Genomic DNA, 13,011 nt, shown 5'->3' with positions numbered 1-13,011 from the left:
CCCCGGGATATTTGGACCAAGATGAACGAGGCGGCTTGACCTGCGCGACGGGCCGGGCAACGAGACAGGCAACGATCGGAGAAAGCGATGACGCGCAAGGCAGTGGTCACCGGATCGGCGGGCTTCATCGGCTATCACCTCTGCCGGCGCCTGCTGGACGAGGGCTGGCAGGTGGTCGGGCTCGATGCGATGACCGATTACTATGACGTGGGGCTGAAGCGGCGGCGACAGGCGATGCTGATGCAGTCGCCGGGATTCCGTGCCGTCGAGGCGCGGGTCGAGACGCCGGGGGCCATGGCGGAGCTGATGGCGGGCGGCGTCGATGCGGTGATCCACCTCGCGGCTCAGGCCGGGGTGCGCTATTCGATCGAGGCGCCACGCTCCTATGTCGAGGCCAATCTGGTTGGCACCTTCGAGGTGCTGGAGGCGGCGCGCGCGCATCCGCCGGGCCATCTGCTGATCGCCTCCACATCCTCGGTCTATGGCGCCAACACGGCCATGCCCTATGCCGAGACCGACCGCGCCGACCACCAGATGTCCTTCTATGCCGCCACCAAGAAGGCAACCGAGGGCATGGCCCATGCCTATGCCCATCTCTATGCCCTGCCGGTGACGATGTTCCGCTTCTTCACCGTCTACGGTCCCTGGGGGCGGCCAGACATGGCGCTGTTCAAGTTCGTGAAGGCGATCCTCGAAGGCACGCCGATCGAGATCTACAACCACGGCGAGATGCGGCGCGACTTCACCTATATCGACGATCTGATCGAGGGCATCGTCCGGCTGATCGATGCGGTGCCGGGCGCGCCGGTCGAGGACGACTCGCTCTCGCCCGTGGCGCCATGGCGGGTGGTCAACATCGGCAATGCCGCGCCGCTGGAACTGATGGCCTTCGTTCGCGCGGTCGAGGCGGCGCTGGGGCGCGAGGCCGAGAAGCACTTCCTGCCGATGCAGGCGGGCGACGTGCCCGCAACCTGGGCCGACACCGCGCTGATCGAGGCTCTGGTCGGGCCGCTGCCCCATACGGAAATCGACATGGGGGTCGCGCGGTTCGTGGCGTGGTATCGCGACTATTACCGGGTCTGACCCCGGCGCTCAGCCGAAGGTCGCCGGATCGGGCCCGGTGCGCTCGCCCTGCTCCAGCGTGGCGATGGCGGCGAGATCGTCCCCGGTCAGGGCGAAGTCGAAGAGGGCGAGGTTCTGCGCCAGCCCCTCGCGCCGGGTCGAACGCGGGATGACCGAGAGGCCGAGCTCCACATGCCAGCGCAGGATCACCTGCGCCGGGCTGCGACCCATCCGTTCGGCGATTTCTCGGATCACCGGCGCGTCGAAGCTGCGCCCCTGTCCCAGCGGCGTCCAGCTCTGGGTGACGATGCCGCGCTCGGCCTGGCCCTTGCGCAGGGTGGCCTGCTGCAGCCGCGGGTGCAGCTCCACCTGGTTGAGCACCGGCATCACCCCGGTCTCCGCCTTCAGCCGGTCGAGCTGCGCCAGATCGAAGTTCGAGGTGCCGATCGAGGTGATCACCCCCTCGTCGCGCAGCGCAACCAGCGCCTGCCAGGCCTCGACATAACGGTCCTGCTGCGGCGCGGGCCAGTGGATCAGGCAGAGATCGAGCCTGTCGAGCTTCAGCCGGTCGAGGCTCTCGCCCACCGCACGTCGCGCGTCGCCATGCCGGTCGTTCCAGATCTTCGTGGTGACGAAGACCTCGTCCCGCGGCAGGCCAGAGGCGCGCAGCCCCTCGCCCAGACCTTCCTCGTTGTGATAGAGCGCCGCGCCGTCGATCAGCCGGTAGCCAAGCTCCAGCGCCTCCGCCACGACACGCGCGGCCTGCTCAGCCGGAACCTGCCAGAGGCCGAAGCCGAGCTGCGGGATGCTGTGGCCGTCGTGAAAGCTGAGTCTCGGGGTCATGGTCGTCTCCTTCTGCCGGGGCCAAAGGGTGATGCGCGAAGCGACCGGGTCAAGGCGGAGCGGCCAAAAGCAAAGCCCGGCACGAGGGCGGGGCCTTGCCTTGACTGCAGGGTCGGGCGGCTTTCACAGCATCCCGGGCAGCACCTGGTCCGGGGGGCGGTGGCCGTCGGCGAAGGTCTTGATGTTGATGATGACCTTCTCACCCATCTCGATCCGCCCCTCCACCGTGGCCGATCCCATATGCGGCAGCAGAACCACGTTCTGCAGCTCGCGCAGGCGCGGGTTGATCTCGTGGCCGTGCTCGAAGACGTCGAGCCCCGCCCCGGCGATCTCCCCGGCGCGCAGGCCGCGGGTCAGGGCGTTCTCGTCGATCACCTCGCCGCGCGAGGTGTTCACGATCACCGCCGTCGGTTTCATCAGCTTCAGCCGCCGCGCGTTCATCAGGTGGAAGGTCGAGGGGGTATGCGGGCAATTGACCGAGATGATGTCCATCCGCGTCACCATCTGGTCGAGGCTCTCCCAGAAGGTCGCCTCGTGCTCGGCCTCGATCTCGGGGCGCAGGCGCTTGCGGTTGTGGTAGTGGATCTGCATGCCGAAAGCCCGCGCCCGCCGCGCCACAGCCTGCCCGATCCGCCCCATGCCGAGGATGCCGAGCCTGCGGCCGCGCAGCCGCCCGCCCAGATGCGCCATCGGCGCCCAGCCGGCCCAGTTGCCGGCCTGCATCTCGGCCAGCCCCTCGGGGATGCGGCGGGTCACGGCGAGGATCAGCGCCAGCGTCATGTCGGCGGTATCCTCGGTCACCACGCCGGGGGTGTTGGAGACGAGGATGCCGCGCTGCCGGGCGGTCGAGACATCGATGTGATCCACCCCCGCGCCGTAATTCGCGATCAGCTTCAGCTTCTCGCCCGCCTGCGCCAGCATGGCCGCATCGATCTGGTCGGTGACGCAGGGCACCAGCACATCGGCGCGGCTCATCGCCCGGGTCAGCTCCTCGCGGGTCATCTTCACGTCGGGGTCGCGCAGCTCGACGTCGAAAAGCTCCTTCATCCGGGTTTCGACCGCCTCGGGAAGGCGTCGCGTCACGACAACACACAGGCGTCCAACTGGCATTGCTTCTCTCCCTGCCCTTCCAAAACCGGCCTCGTGGTGGCAAGGTGACGCCAAGCGGGGCAAGGCACAAGCCCCGGATGAGGCGGGACGGCGCGGCATGGAGGCCATGCGGCGCAAGGACGAAGGCGGATCGGCATGATACGGAATTGGCTTGCGGGCGCGGCTCTGGTGGTGGCGCTGGGGCTCGGCCTGACCGCGACCGCGCAGGACACGCCCGCCCCCGAGGCCGAGCCGGCGGTGGCCGAGAAGGAACCGCCGCGCGACCCCAACATCGGGCAGGTGACCAGCCTGCCGCTGCCGCGCTACGTCACGCTGAAGACCTCGGAAGGCAACGCAAGGCGCGGGCCGGGGCTGAGCCACCGGATCGACTGGGTGTTCAAGCGCGCCGGGATGCCGCTGCGGGTCACGGCCGAATACGAGAACTGGCGCCGGGTTCAGGATGCCGAGGGCGCGGGCGGCTGGATGCATTACACCCTGCTTTCCGGCGTGCGCTCGGCGATGATCGTTGCACAGATGGCCGATCTGCACAGCGACCCCGAAAGCGACTCGGAGGTGGTGCTGCATGCCGAACAGGGCGTCATCGCCCGGATATTGGAGTGCCAGAAGGACTGGTGCCGGCTGAATACCGAAGGCGGGCGCGGCTGGGTGACGAAGACGGCGCTCTGGGGCGTCGAGCCGGATGAAACCTTCGACTGATTAAGCCTTCCGCAACCCGACGCGCGCAGAGTGGACCCCGGCCCACAGGAAAGGCGCGCAGATGACACAGATGTTCAGGCCCCCTCTGTCAGGCCGCACCGGCCGCATCGCAAAGGCAATGGGGATCGCCCTGCCGAAGCTCGGCTGCCCGCTCTCCCCCGGCGAGGCCGTGCGGACCGAGGCGCGCTGCCGGCAGTGCCACGCTCCGGCGGAATGCGACCGGCTGGTGGAACGCGGCGCCGCCCGGGGAGAGGCGCCGGGCTTCTGTCTCAACCTGCGCACCCTGCGCGATCACCAGCCGCATCTGGGCCTCAGGCCACCTTCGCCGGCCGCCGCTGCTCCAGCCAGCGGAAGCCCAGCACCAGCACCCCGGTGATCAGCATGTAGACCACCGCGAGCAGCAGAAGCGGCTCGTAGACGATGAACGTGTCCTGCCGCACCCGGCCCGCCACGGCATAGATGTCGACCACGGTGATCGTCGCCACCAGCGGCGTCGCCTTCAGCTGCAGCACGGTTTCGCCGCCCAGCGTCGGCAGCGCCCGCTGGATCGCCTGCGGCAGCCAGATCCGCCGCAGGATCGTCAGCCGCGGCATGCCCATGGCCTTCGCAGCCTCCAGCTGCCCCCGCGGCACCGAGCGGAAGGCGCCGCGCATCACCTCGCCCTCGTAGCCTGCGAAGCTCAGCGTTAGCGCCAGCACCGCATAGGGCCAGGCCTGTCGCAGATAGGGCCAGAGCTCGCTGCCCCGGATCCACGGATATTGCGGAAACAGCGAGCCGAGCCCGTAATACAGGAGCCACAGCTGCAGCAGCAGCGGCGTGCCGCGGATCACCGTGCAGAAGGCCCGGGCCGGGGCGGCAAGCACCCAGGGCCCCGCCGCCTGCGCCAGCCCCAGAGGGATCGCCAGCAGGAACCCCAGCACCGCCGTCACCACCAGAATCCAGACCGTGCGCCAGATGCCCTCGGCGATCAGCGGCAGGTATTTCGGCAGCCAGTCCCAGCGCAGCGAGACAGCGCACCAGACGACCAGCGCCGCCGCCAGCAGGATCAGGAGGATGCGATGCGGATAAAGCCTCATCCCCGCGCCCGCCCCATGTCGCGGTCGCCGCGCCGCGCCCAGCGCTCGATCCGCCCGAAGAGCCAGCCCGAGACCAGCGTCAGCGTCAGATACAGCGCCCCGGCGGCGAGAAAGAAGGTGAAATAGGCCTTGGTCGACCCCGCCGCCTGCCGCGTCTCCAGCGTCAGCTCGCCGAAGCCGACGATGGCCAGGAGCGCGGTGTCCTTGGTGGCGATCAGCCAGAGGTTCGCGAGCCCCGGCATGGCGAAGCCCAGCATCGCCGGCAGGGTGATCCGCCGCGCCAGCATCACCGGCGGCATGCCCATGGCGCGCGCCGCCTCCACCTGCCCGACCGGCACGGCGAGGATCGCGCCGCGCAGCACCTCGGTGGCATAGGCCCCCTGCACCACGCCCAGCACGGCAATGCCCGCCATCAGCCCCGAGACCTGCACCCGCGCATAGCCGAAGGAGACCAGCGCCTGGTTCACCAGATCGGTGACCGCATAGTAGAGGATCAGGATCAGCACCAGCTCCGGCACCGCCCGGACCACGGTGGTGTAGATCGCCAGCAGGTCGCGCAGCACCGGCCCGCCGTAGAGCTTGCCGTAAGCCCCCAGCGTGCCGATCACGAGGCCCAGCCCGAAGGCCCCCAGCGCGATCTGGATCGAGTTGACCAGACCGCGCAGGAGGTTGCCGCCCCAGCCGGGCGGCTCCAGCGCCAGAAGCCCCAGCGACGGAAAGGCTTCGAGCAGCGCCTCCAAACCTCAGCCGCCGTAGATCGACGAGGCGAAATAGGGGGCGGAGACCTTCTCGTAGGTGCCGTCCTCGACGACCTTGGCGATGCCGGCGTTGAACTTCGCCTTCAGCTCCTCGTCGCCCTTGCGCAGGCCGACGCCCACGCCGAGCCCGAGGATCGCCGGATCGTCGGCGACCGCGCCCTTGCTGTCGCAGCAGGCCCCGGAGTCGGAGGCGAGGAAGGCATCGAGCGCGATGCTGTCGGCCTGCGTCGCGTCGATCCTGCCGGCGACCAGATCCTGGTTGGCCTCGTCCTGGGTCTGGTAGAGCTTGATCTCGGCCGCGGTGTCGGCGAAATGCGCCTGCGCATAGGCCTGATGCACGGTCGAGACCTGCACGCCGATGATCTTGCCTTCCAGCCCCTCCGGCGTCGCCGCGAAGTCGTCGCCCTTGGCGCCGATGATGACGGTCGGCGTGTTGTAATACTTGTCCGAGAAGTCGATGGTCTTCAGCCGCTCCTCGGTGATCGACAGCGAGGCCATGATCGCGTCGATCTGCCCCGAGGTCAGCGCCGGGATGATCCCGTCCCAGGCGACCGGCGTCACCTCGCACTCCAGTTCCGCCGCCGCACAGACCGCGCCGATCATGTCGACCTCCCAGCCCACCCAGTTGCCCGAGGCGTCGGGCGAGGCGAAGGGCGGATAGGGCTCGGCGGCGATGCCGACCTTCACCGGCTCAGCCAGCGCGGCGGAGCCCAGCAGAAGCGTTGCGGTCAGCGTCAGGATCGTGGTCTTCATGGGATACCTCTCGTTGGTTGTTTCCGTGTTAACCCACGGATTTCAGGAATTGCTTCAGCCGCTCCGAGCGGGGCGCGCCGAACAGCTGCTCGGGCGGGCCCTCCTCCTCGATCACCCCGTTGTGCAGGTAGATCACATGCGAGGCGACCTCGCGGGCGAATTTCATCTCGTGGGTGACGAGGATCATCGTCCGCCCCTCGGCGGCCAGATCGCGGATCACGCCAAGCACCTCGCCCACCAGTTCCGGGTCAAGCGCCGAGGTGGGCTCGTCGAACAGCATGGCGCGTGGCTCGATCGCCAATGCGCGGGCGATCGCCGCCCTTTGTTGCTGACCGCCCGAAAGATAGGCGGGATAGACATCGGCCTTCTCGGCCAGCCCCACCCGCGCCAGCAGCTTCCGCGCCCGCTCCACCGCCTCGGCCCTGGGCACGCCCAGCACATGCACCGGCACTTCGATCAGATTCTCCAGCACCGTCTTGTGGGTCCAGAGGTTGAACTGCTGGAACACCATCCCCAGCCGCCGCCGCGCATGTTCGATCTGGCGGCGGCTCGACGGCGTGCCGTCGGCCCTCAGCGCGATCTCCTCGCCCGCGATGACGATGCGCCCCGAGCTTGGCGTCTCGAGGAAATTGATGCAGCGCAGCATGGTGGATTTGCCCGAGCCCGAACCGCCGATGATGGCCACCACATCGCCCTCATGCGCCAGCAGCGACACGCCCTTCAGCACCTCGAGCTCACCGAAACTCTTGCGCAGACCCTCGATGCGGATCGCCTCGGCACGGGCACCCATCGCGGTGCTCGGGGGGGCGGGTTGGGAAGCGGAAAGCGGGTCTGGCATCGAACCTCATCGGGATTGTGATTGCAGTAAGACGGCTGGTTTGTAATTATGCAAGCGTATAATTGGAGCGGCGGGTGACCGGAGAGCGGCGGAAATATGTGCGGGAGGGCGAGGAGCGGCGGCGCGAGGCGCTGATCGCCGCGGCGCTGGAGCTTCTGGCCGAGGGCGGCATGCAGGCCGCCACGGTGCGCGCCATCGCCACCCGCGCCGGCGTCACAGCCGGGCTGATCCGCCACTATTTCCAGACCAAGGAAGACCTGACCCGCGCCGCCTACCAATGGGTGATGGACCGCATGATCGCGGACAATCTCGCCGTGCTGGCCGGCGCCCCGCCCGACCCCGCGGCGCGGCTCGCGGCCTTCGTCGCCGCCTCGCTGCGCCCGCCGGTGGTGGACGGCGCGGCGATGGGGCTCTGGGCCGGCTTCATCCACATGGTGCGCAGCGATCCGGACATGCGCGAGATCCACCGCGGCACTTATCTGCACTACCGCGACCAGCTGCAGCAGCTGATCGCCGCCCTCGGCCTGACCGACGACCCGCAGACCCTGCGGCGTCAGGCCATCGCCTGCAACGCCGTGATCGACGGGCTCTGGCTGGAAGGCTCCGCCATCCCCGACGCCTTCGATCCCGGAGAACTGGAGCGGATCGGCCTCAAGGCCGTGGGCGCCATGATCGGCGCAGATCTGCTCTCATCCCTTCCCGATACCGAGGATAGCCCATGAAATATGCCGACGTGACCGAGCGCCTCGCCCATCTTGGCGGCGCGAAATGGGAGATCCATGCCCGCGCCCGCGCGCTGAAAGCCGAGGGCCGCAAGGTGATCGAGCTGACCATCGGCGAGCCCGACGTGCCGACGCCCGAGGCCCTGACCGAGACCGCCATCGCCGCGATGCAGGCCGGGCGCACCGGCTATTCCAACGGGCGCGGCGAGCCGAACCTGCTGCGCGCGCTGGCCGCCCGCTATTCGGCCCGGCGCGGCCGGCACATCGGCCCCGATCAGGTCATGTGCTTTCCCGGCACCCAGACCACGCTCTACGCCGTGCTCACAGCACTGGTGCAGGGCGGTGACGAGGTGCTGATCGGCGACCCGATGTATGCCACCTACGAGGGCCTCATCGCCTCGACCGGCGCCACCATGGTCGCGGTGCCGATGCGCCCCGAGCACGGCTTCCGCCTGCAGGCCGAGGATATCGCGGCCCGCATCACCCCGCGCTCGCGGGTGATCTTCCTCAACTCGCCGCACAACCCCACCGGCGCGGTGCTCACGCCCGCCGATCTCGCCGCCATCGGCGATCTGGCGATCCGTCATGACCTCTGGATCCTCTGCGACGAGGTCTACGAGGATCTGGTCTTCCCCGGCACCCGCTTCACCTCGCCGCTCGACGACCCGCGTCTGGCCGAGCGGGTGATCGTCGCCTCCTCGATCTCCAAATCCCACGCCGCCCCCGGCTTCCGCTCCGGCTGGTGCGTCGGCCCGGCGGAGTTCTGCGCCCGGCTGCTGCCGCTCTCGGAAACCATGCTCTTCGGCAACCAGCCCTTCATCGCCGACATGACAGCACAGGCGGTCGCCCATCCCTCGCCCGTCGCGCCCGGAATGGCCCGGCGCTTCCAGACCCGGGCGCAGATGATCCACGCCCGGCTCGACGGCGCCGCCGGGCTGCGCGTCCACCGTCCCGAGGCGGGGATGTTCACCCTGATCGACGTCAGCGCCGTCTCCGGCAGCGGCAGCGCCTTCGCCCATGCCCTGCTGGAAGAAGCCGGAGTCGCGGTGATGCCCGGCAGCTCCTTCGGCGCGGCGCTCGGCGGCTGGGTCCGCGTCGGCCTGACCCAACCCGATGCGGTGATCGCCGAGGCCTGCGAGCGCATCGCCGCCTTCGCCGCCCGCCCGATGGTGACGGCATGAGCTCGGTCGGCGAAGCCCTGATCGCCGGGCTGAAGGCGCGCGGCGTCGATGTGGTCTTCGGCATTCCCGGCGTCCACACGATCGAGCTCTACCGCGGCCTCGCAGGCTCCGGCATCCGCCATGTCACCGCCCGGCACGAGCAGGGCGCGGCCTTCATGGCCGATGGTTACGCCCGCGTCTCCGGCAAGCCCGGCGTGGCGCTGGTCATCACCGGCCCCGGTGTCACCAACGCGCTGACCGCCATGGCGCAGGCTAGGGCCGATTCGATCCCGATCCTGGTGATCTCCGGCGTGAACCGCCGCGGCTCGCTCGGTCGCGGCCTCGGCCTCCTGCACGAGCTGCCAGATCAGGCGGCGATGGTCGCAGCACTCTGCCCGACCGAACGGATCGACGACCCGGCAGAGGTGGAGCCCGCCCTGACCCGCGCCTTCGCCCGTCTCGGCAGCGGCCGCCCCGGCCCGGTGCATCTCGAGGTGCCGACCGACGTCATGCCCCTGCCCGCCCCGCCCGCCGCCCCAGCGCAGCCCGAGCCCCGCCCGGCCCCCGATCCGACCCGGATCGCCGAGGCCGCCCGGCTGCTCGCTGCCGCGGAGCGCCCGCTGATCCTCGCCGGCGGCGGCGCGCGCCATGCCGGAACGGCGCTGCGCGCCCTGGCCGAACGGCTCGACGCGCCGGTGGTGCAGACCACCAACGCCCGCGGGCTGATGCACGGCCACCCGCTCACCGTCCCCGCCAGCCCCAGCCTCGAGGCGACGCGGCGCCTGATCGCCGATGCCGACCGCATCCTCGCCCTCGGCACCGAGCTGGGGCCGACAGACTATGACATGTATGTGCGCGGCGGCCTGCCCGACCTCGGGCAGATGATCCGCGTCGATCTCTGCCCCGAACAACTCGGCCGCCACCCCGCCGCCCTGACGCTGGAAGCCGACTGCGGCGCCGTGCTCGACGCCCTGCTGCCCCTGCTGCCGCAGGGCAAAGCCGACGCTGCCGCCCGCGCCGCCGCCACCCGCGCCGCGGCCCGGGCCGAGCTTTCGCCCGCGATGCGGCGCCAGCTTGCGATGCTCGAGGCGCTGCGCGACGCGGTCCCCGGCGCCATCGTGGTGGGCGACAGCACCCAGCCGATCTATGCCGGCAACCTCTACCACGACCACGACCGCCCCGGCGGCTGGTTCAACGCCGCGACCGGCTATGGCGCGCTCGGCTTCGCCCCCGGCGCGGCGGTCGGTGCGGCGCTCGCCGCCCCCGGCGTCCCGGTCATCTGCCTGATCGGCGACGGCGGGCTGCAGTTCAGCCCAGGCGAGCTGCGCACCGCCGTGGACGAAGGCCTGCCGATCACCTTCCTCCTCTGGAACAACGCAGGCTTCCGCGAGATCGCCGAGGCCATGCAGGAGGCCGGAACCGACGTCATCGGCTGCACCCCCTCGCCGCTGAACCTCGAACCCTTCGCCGCCGCCTGCGACCTGCCCTTCACCTCGGTCGAGAACACCCCCGAAGCCCTGCGCGCCGCCCTCACCCCGACCAGCGGTCCCCGGCTGATCGAGATCCGCGTGCCCTGAGTTGCTTCTCGGCGAGAACTCATCCGCCACCGCCCGGAAGAACCGTCCTCGGGGGCATCGAGCCCCCTCATCCGGTGCTGCCGCGCCCCGGATGGGAGAGGGCCCGCCGGAGTCAGGCACCGCGGTGAAACCTTGGGCCAGGACGAAGCCAGAGGCGCGGGCACGGCCGCAGGGCGGGGTTCGATGCCCCGCCCTGCGGCTCCGCCGGCTCAGGGGGCGAGGCCGAAGGTCGTCTCCAGCGACTGCCCGAGCGAGAGGGTCGGGTCGAACCGGCCGTGGCGCAGGAAATGCACGGTTTCGGCGATCACCAGCGGGCTCACCATCATGAAGGTATGGGTCACCGGCAGCACCAGATGGTCGCGCATCCCGGCAATGCGGGTGCTGGCGACCGAGACCTTGCCGTCATCCGCCCCCTCGATCAGCGAGGAATAGACCGGGTTCAGCGAGCGGCTGCCGGCGATCACCCCCAGCTCGAAATCGGGCAGCGGCAGGCTCAAGGGCACCGAGCCGTCGCCGGTGCCGAGCTCGAGCCCCGCCGGCCCGTTGATCCATTCGAAGGCGGCGATGCTGCCCAGGGCATCCACCAGTTCCGAGCCACGGTTCGGCGGCGCCAGCATCACCACCCGGCCCATGCGCGCGGGGCGGTGATCCACCAGCCAGTCGCGCACGAGGATGCCGCCCAGCGAATGGGTGACGAAATGCACCTGCGCCTCGCCGCAGCGCGCCACCGCCGGACCGACATAGGCATCAGCCAGCTCGGCGATGGTGGCCCTTGTCGAGGGATAGCCCTGATTGACCACGGTGAAGCCCTGCCCCGCCAGCGCCGCCTGCATCGGCATCAGCGACAGCTCGCTGCGCGCCAGCCCGTGCAGCAGCACCACGCAGTCGGCGGCGGCGGCGGGTGTGGCGGCCAGAAGGCCCAAAAGGGCGAGAAGCTTGCGCATCTCCCACATCTAGGCATCGGCGGGGCCATGGACAATTCCCCCCGGCCTTGCGACGCTGCGCAGATGAGCCCCCGCCCCGCCTCTCCCCGTCTCGCCGTCCGCGCGCTGATCCTCGACGAGGACCGGCTGCTCCTGGTCAACGCCTATCCCCACGGCGTCTCGGATCTCTGGTGCGCGCCGGGCGGCGGGGTGGAACCCGGCCAATCGCTGCCCGACAACCTGATCCGCGAGGTGCAAGAGGAGACCGGGCTCGGCATCGCGGTGGGCGATCCCTGTCTGGTGAACGAATTCCACGATCCCCTGAACGGCTTCCATCAGGTCGATGTCTATTTCCGTTGCACCATACTCAGTGGTCGTCTCGACACCGCCTGGCGCGATCCCGAGGGCATCGTCACCGAGCGGCGCTTCTTCTCGCGGAACGAACTGGCGGCGATCCGGTTCAAGCCCGACAGCCTGCCCGACACCGCCTGGGGTGCGGGCATCCTCTACGACCCGCTGGAGGTGATCGTCCGATGAGCCGCGCTTTCGTCAAGGAGGACGGGCCCGACAATGCGCCGCTGCCCGATCTGCCGGTCAGCCCGCATCCCAACCATGTGACGCCGCGCGGTCTTGCCCAGTTGCAGGCCCGACTGGCCGAGGCACAAGCCCGGCTTACCGCGCTGCGTGCCCGGGCCGAGCGGCTGGACCGTCTGCCGGAGGCGGCGGCGGAGCGCGACATTCGCTATCTCGAGTCGCGGCTGCGCAGCGCCATCCTCACCGATCCGGCCAGCCTGCCGCTGACCGAGGTGGCATTCGGCCTGTCGGTCACGGTGGAGGATGACGAGGGCACCGAAACCACCTGGCAGATCACCGGCGAGGACGAGGCCTCGGCCGCCGAACACCGCATCGCGCCGCAATCCCCCCTGGCGCGGGCGCTGATCGGGGCACGGCTCGGCGACGAGGTGATCTGGCGCCGCCCGGCGGGCGCGCTCGGCCTGACCGTGACGCGGATCGCGGCGCCCGAGGCGTAGCGCCGCCGCCACCGACCGGGCAAAAGGTCGGATCGGCGCATGAAAACTTGTCATTCTGCCAATAATTCTGGCGCATACTGCGGCAATTGCCGCTTGCTTGCCTATTCCGCCGTCAAGCGCGCCCTAGGTGACAGCGCAAGAAGGCCGCGATCCCCCGCCCTTGGGGTAGGATGACCGCGGGGAGAGACATCTTTCGTCGAGAGGTCGAGATGATCGAATTGATGTTTGTGGTCTGCCTGAGCGCCTCGCCGCAGGATTGCGAAAAGCGCAGCCTCTACTATTCCGACATATCGCATCAGGCCTGCATGCTGGGGGCCGCGCCGACGCTGGCGAAATGGGTGGTCGATCACCCGCAATGGCATCTGGCCCGCTGGGCCTGCCGGGCGCGGGACAAGTCCGAGCGCGACGCCTGAGCCCTGCCAGGCACCGCACATGAAAAAGGGGGGCGCGAGGCCCCCCTTC

General features: G+C 69.7%; 16 protein-coding genes. 9 read left to right on the top strand and 7 right to left on the bottom strand.

Annotated elements, in window-relative coordinates; translation table 11 throughout:
- The first annotated feature begins 87 nt into the window (after positions 1-87).
- A complete protein-coding gene (locus AC3A5Z_RS02220) occupies positions 88-1,083 on the top strand; it encodes an SDR family NAD(P)-dependent oxidoreductase (RefSeq protein ID WP_487517775.1) in 996 nt (331 codons plus the stop codon).
- Between the two features lie 9 nt (positions 1,084-1,092).
- Here the strand turns inward: AC3A5Z_RS02220 and AC3A5Z_RS02215 are convergent, their stop codons facing one another.
- Together AC3A5Z_RS02215 and AC3A5Z_RS02210 are read right to left on the bottom strand one after the other, a co-directional pair.
- Complete coding sequence (locus AC3A5Z_RS02215; RefSeq protein WP_487517774.1) at positions 1,093-1,905, bottom strand: aldo/keto reductase; 813 nt, start codon at positions 1,903-1,905, stop codon at positions 1,093-1,095.
- Positions 1,906-2,028: 123 nt separating this feature from the next.
- Positions 2,029-3,015 (bottom strand): 2-hydroxyacid dehydrogenase, encoded by a 987-nt coding sequence (locus tag AC3A5Z_RS02210; protein WP_487517773.1) that lies wholly within the window; start codon positions 3,013-3,015, stop codon positions 2,029-2,031.
- 135 nt (positions 3,016-3,150) lie between these two features.
- On the opposite strand from AC3A5Z_RS02210, the gene AC3A5Z_RS02205 reads away from it, so the two are divergent.
- Together AC3A5Z_RS02205 and AC3A5Z_RS02200 are read left to right on the top strand one after the other, a co-directional pair.
- Entirely contained in the window at positions 3,151-3,711 is a 561-nt protein-coding gene (locus AC3A5Z_RS02205; RefSeq protein WP_487517772.1) for an SH3 domain-containing protein, read from the top strand.
- A gap of 61 nt (positions 3,712-3,772) precedes the next feature.
- A complete protein-coding gene (locus AC3A5Z_RS02200; RefSeq protein WP_487517771.1) occupies positions 3,773-4,087 on the top strand; it encodes a DUF6455 family protein in 315 nt (104 codons plus the stop codon).
- Here the strand turns inward: AC3A5Z_RS02200 and AC3A5Z_RS02195 are convergent.
- The 4 genes from AC3A5Z_RS02195 to AC3A5Z_RS02180 are packed head-to-tail and all read right to left on the bottom strand — an operon-like array spanning position 4,023 to position 7,088.
- A complete protein-coding gene (locus AC3A5Z_RS02195; protein ID WP_107662383.1) occupies positions 4,023-4,787 on the bottom strand; it encodes an ABC transporter permease in 765 nt (254 codons plus the stop codon). The two genes, AC3A5Z_RS02200 and AC3A5Z_RS02195, sit on opposite strands and share 65 nt — an antisense overlap.
- Positions 4,784-5,527, bottom strand: coding sequence for an ABC transporter permease (locus AC3A5Z_RS02190; RefSeq protein WP_487517770.1), 744 nt, complete (start codon positions 5,525-5,527; stop codon positions 4,784-4,786). Before AC3A5Z_RS02190 ends, AC3A5Z_RS02195 begins: the two co-directional genes overlap by 4 nt.
- A gap of 3 nt (positions 5,528-5,530) precedes the next feature.
- Complete coding sequence (locus AC3A5Z_RS02185; RefSeq protein WP_136791296.1) at positions 5,531-6,298, bottom strand: transporter substrate-binding domain-containing protein; 768 nt, start codon at positions 6,296-6,298, stop codon at positions 5,531-5,533.
- Positions 6,299-6,326: 28 nt separating this feature from the next.
- The gene (locus tag AC3A5Z_RS02180) at positions 6,327-7,088 is read right to left on the bottom strand and encodes an ABC transporter ATP-binding protein (protein ID WP_487517769.1); all 762 of its coding nucleotides are present in this window, start codon (positions 7,086-7,088) and stop codon (positions 6,327-6,329) included.
- 122 nt (positions 7,089-7,210) lie between these two features.
- Here AC3A5Z_RS02180 and AC3A5Z_RS02175 point away from each other — a divergent pair, with 122 nt between their 5' ends.
- Genes AC3A5Z_RS02175 through AC3A5Z_RS02165 form a run of 3 tightly spaced genes read left to right on the top strand, consistent with a single transcriptional unit; the run spans position 7,211 to position 10,595 of the window.
- Entirely contained in the window at positions 7,211-7,858 is a 648-nt protein-coding gene (locus tag AC3A5Z_RS02175) for a TetR/AcrR family transcriptional regulator (RefSeq protein ID WP_136791298.1), read from the top strand.
- Entirely contained in the window at positions 7,855-9,039 is a 1,185-nt protein-coding gene (locus tag AC3A5Z_RS02170; RefSeq protein ID WP_487517768.1) for a pyridoxal phosphate-dependent aminotransferase, read from the top strand. Before AC3A5Z_RS02175 ends, AC3A5Z_RS02170 begins: the two co-directional genes overlap by 4 nt.
- Positions 9,036-10,595 carry a 5-guanidino-2-oxopentanoate decarboxylase gene (locus tag AC3A5Z_RS02165; RefSeq protein WP_487517767.1) on the top strand — a complete coding sequence of 520 codons (1,560 nt, stop codon included), beginning with the start codon at positions 9,036-9,038 and terminating at the stop codon, positions 10,593-10,595. The genes AC3A5Z_RS02170 and AC3A5Z_RS02165 overlap by 4 nt, the downstream gene beginning before the upstream one ends.
- A gap of 209 nt (positions 10,596-10,804) precedes the next feature.
- On the opposite strand, the gene AC3A5Z_RS02160 is transcribed toward AC3A5Z_RS02165, so the two are convergent.
- Positions 10,805-11,539 (bottom strand): esterase/lipase family protein, encoded by a 735-nt coding sequence (locus AC3A5Z_RS02160; protein ID WP_487517766.1) that lies wholly within the window; start codon positions 11,537-11,539, stop codon positions 10,805-10,807.
- Positions 11,540-11,602: 63 nt separating this feature from the next.
- Here AC3A5Z_RS02160 and AC3A5Z_RS02155 point away from each other — a divergent pair, with 63 nt between their 5' ends.
- The 3 genes from AC3A5Z_RS02155 (at position 11,603) to AC3A5Z_RS02145 (ending at position 12,962) form a co-directional block, all read left to right on the top strand.
- On the top strand, positions 11,603-12,055 hold the full coding sequence (locus AC3A5Z_RS02155) for an NUDIX domain-containing protein (protein ID WP_487517765.1): 453 nt from the start codon (positions 11,603-11,605) through the stop codon (positions 12,053-12,055).
- Entirely contained in the window at positions 12,052-12,549 is a 498-nt protein-coding gene (locus tag AC3A5Z_RS02150; RefSeq protein ID WP_487517764.1) for a GreA/GreB family elongation factor, read from the top strand. Before AC3A5Z_RS02155 ends, AC3A5Z_RS02150 begins: the two co-directional genes overlap by 4 nt.
- 209 nt (positions 12,550-12,758) lie before the next feature.
- Positions 12,759-12,962 carry a hypothetical protein gene (locus tag AC3A5Z_RS02145; protein ID WP_487517763.1) on the top strand — a complete coding sequence of 68 codons (204 nt, stop codon included), beginning with the start codon at positions 12,759-12,761 and terminating at the stop codon, positions 12,960-12,962.
- Positions 12,963-13,011 lie beyond the last annotated feature (49 nt).

This window comes from Cereibacter sp. Soil_C_27 (assembly GCF_057657095.1).
This window is presented reverse-complemented; position numbering and strand designations above follow the sequence as displayed.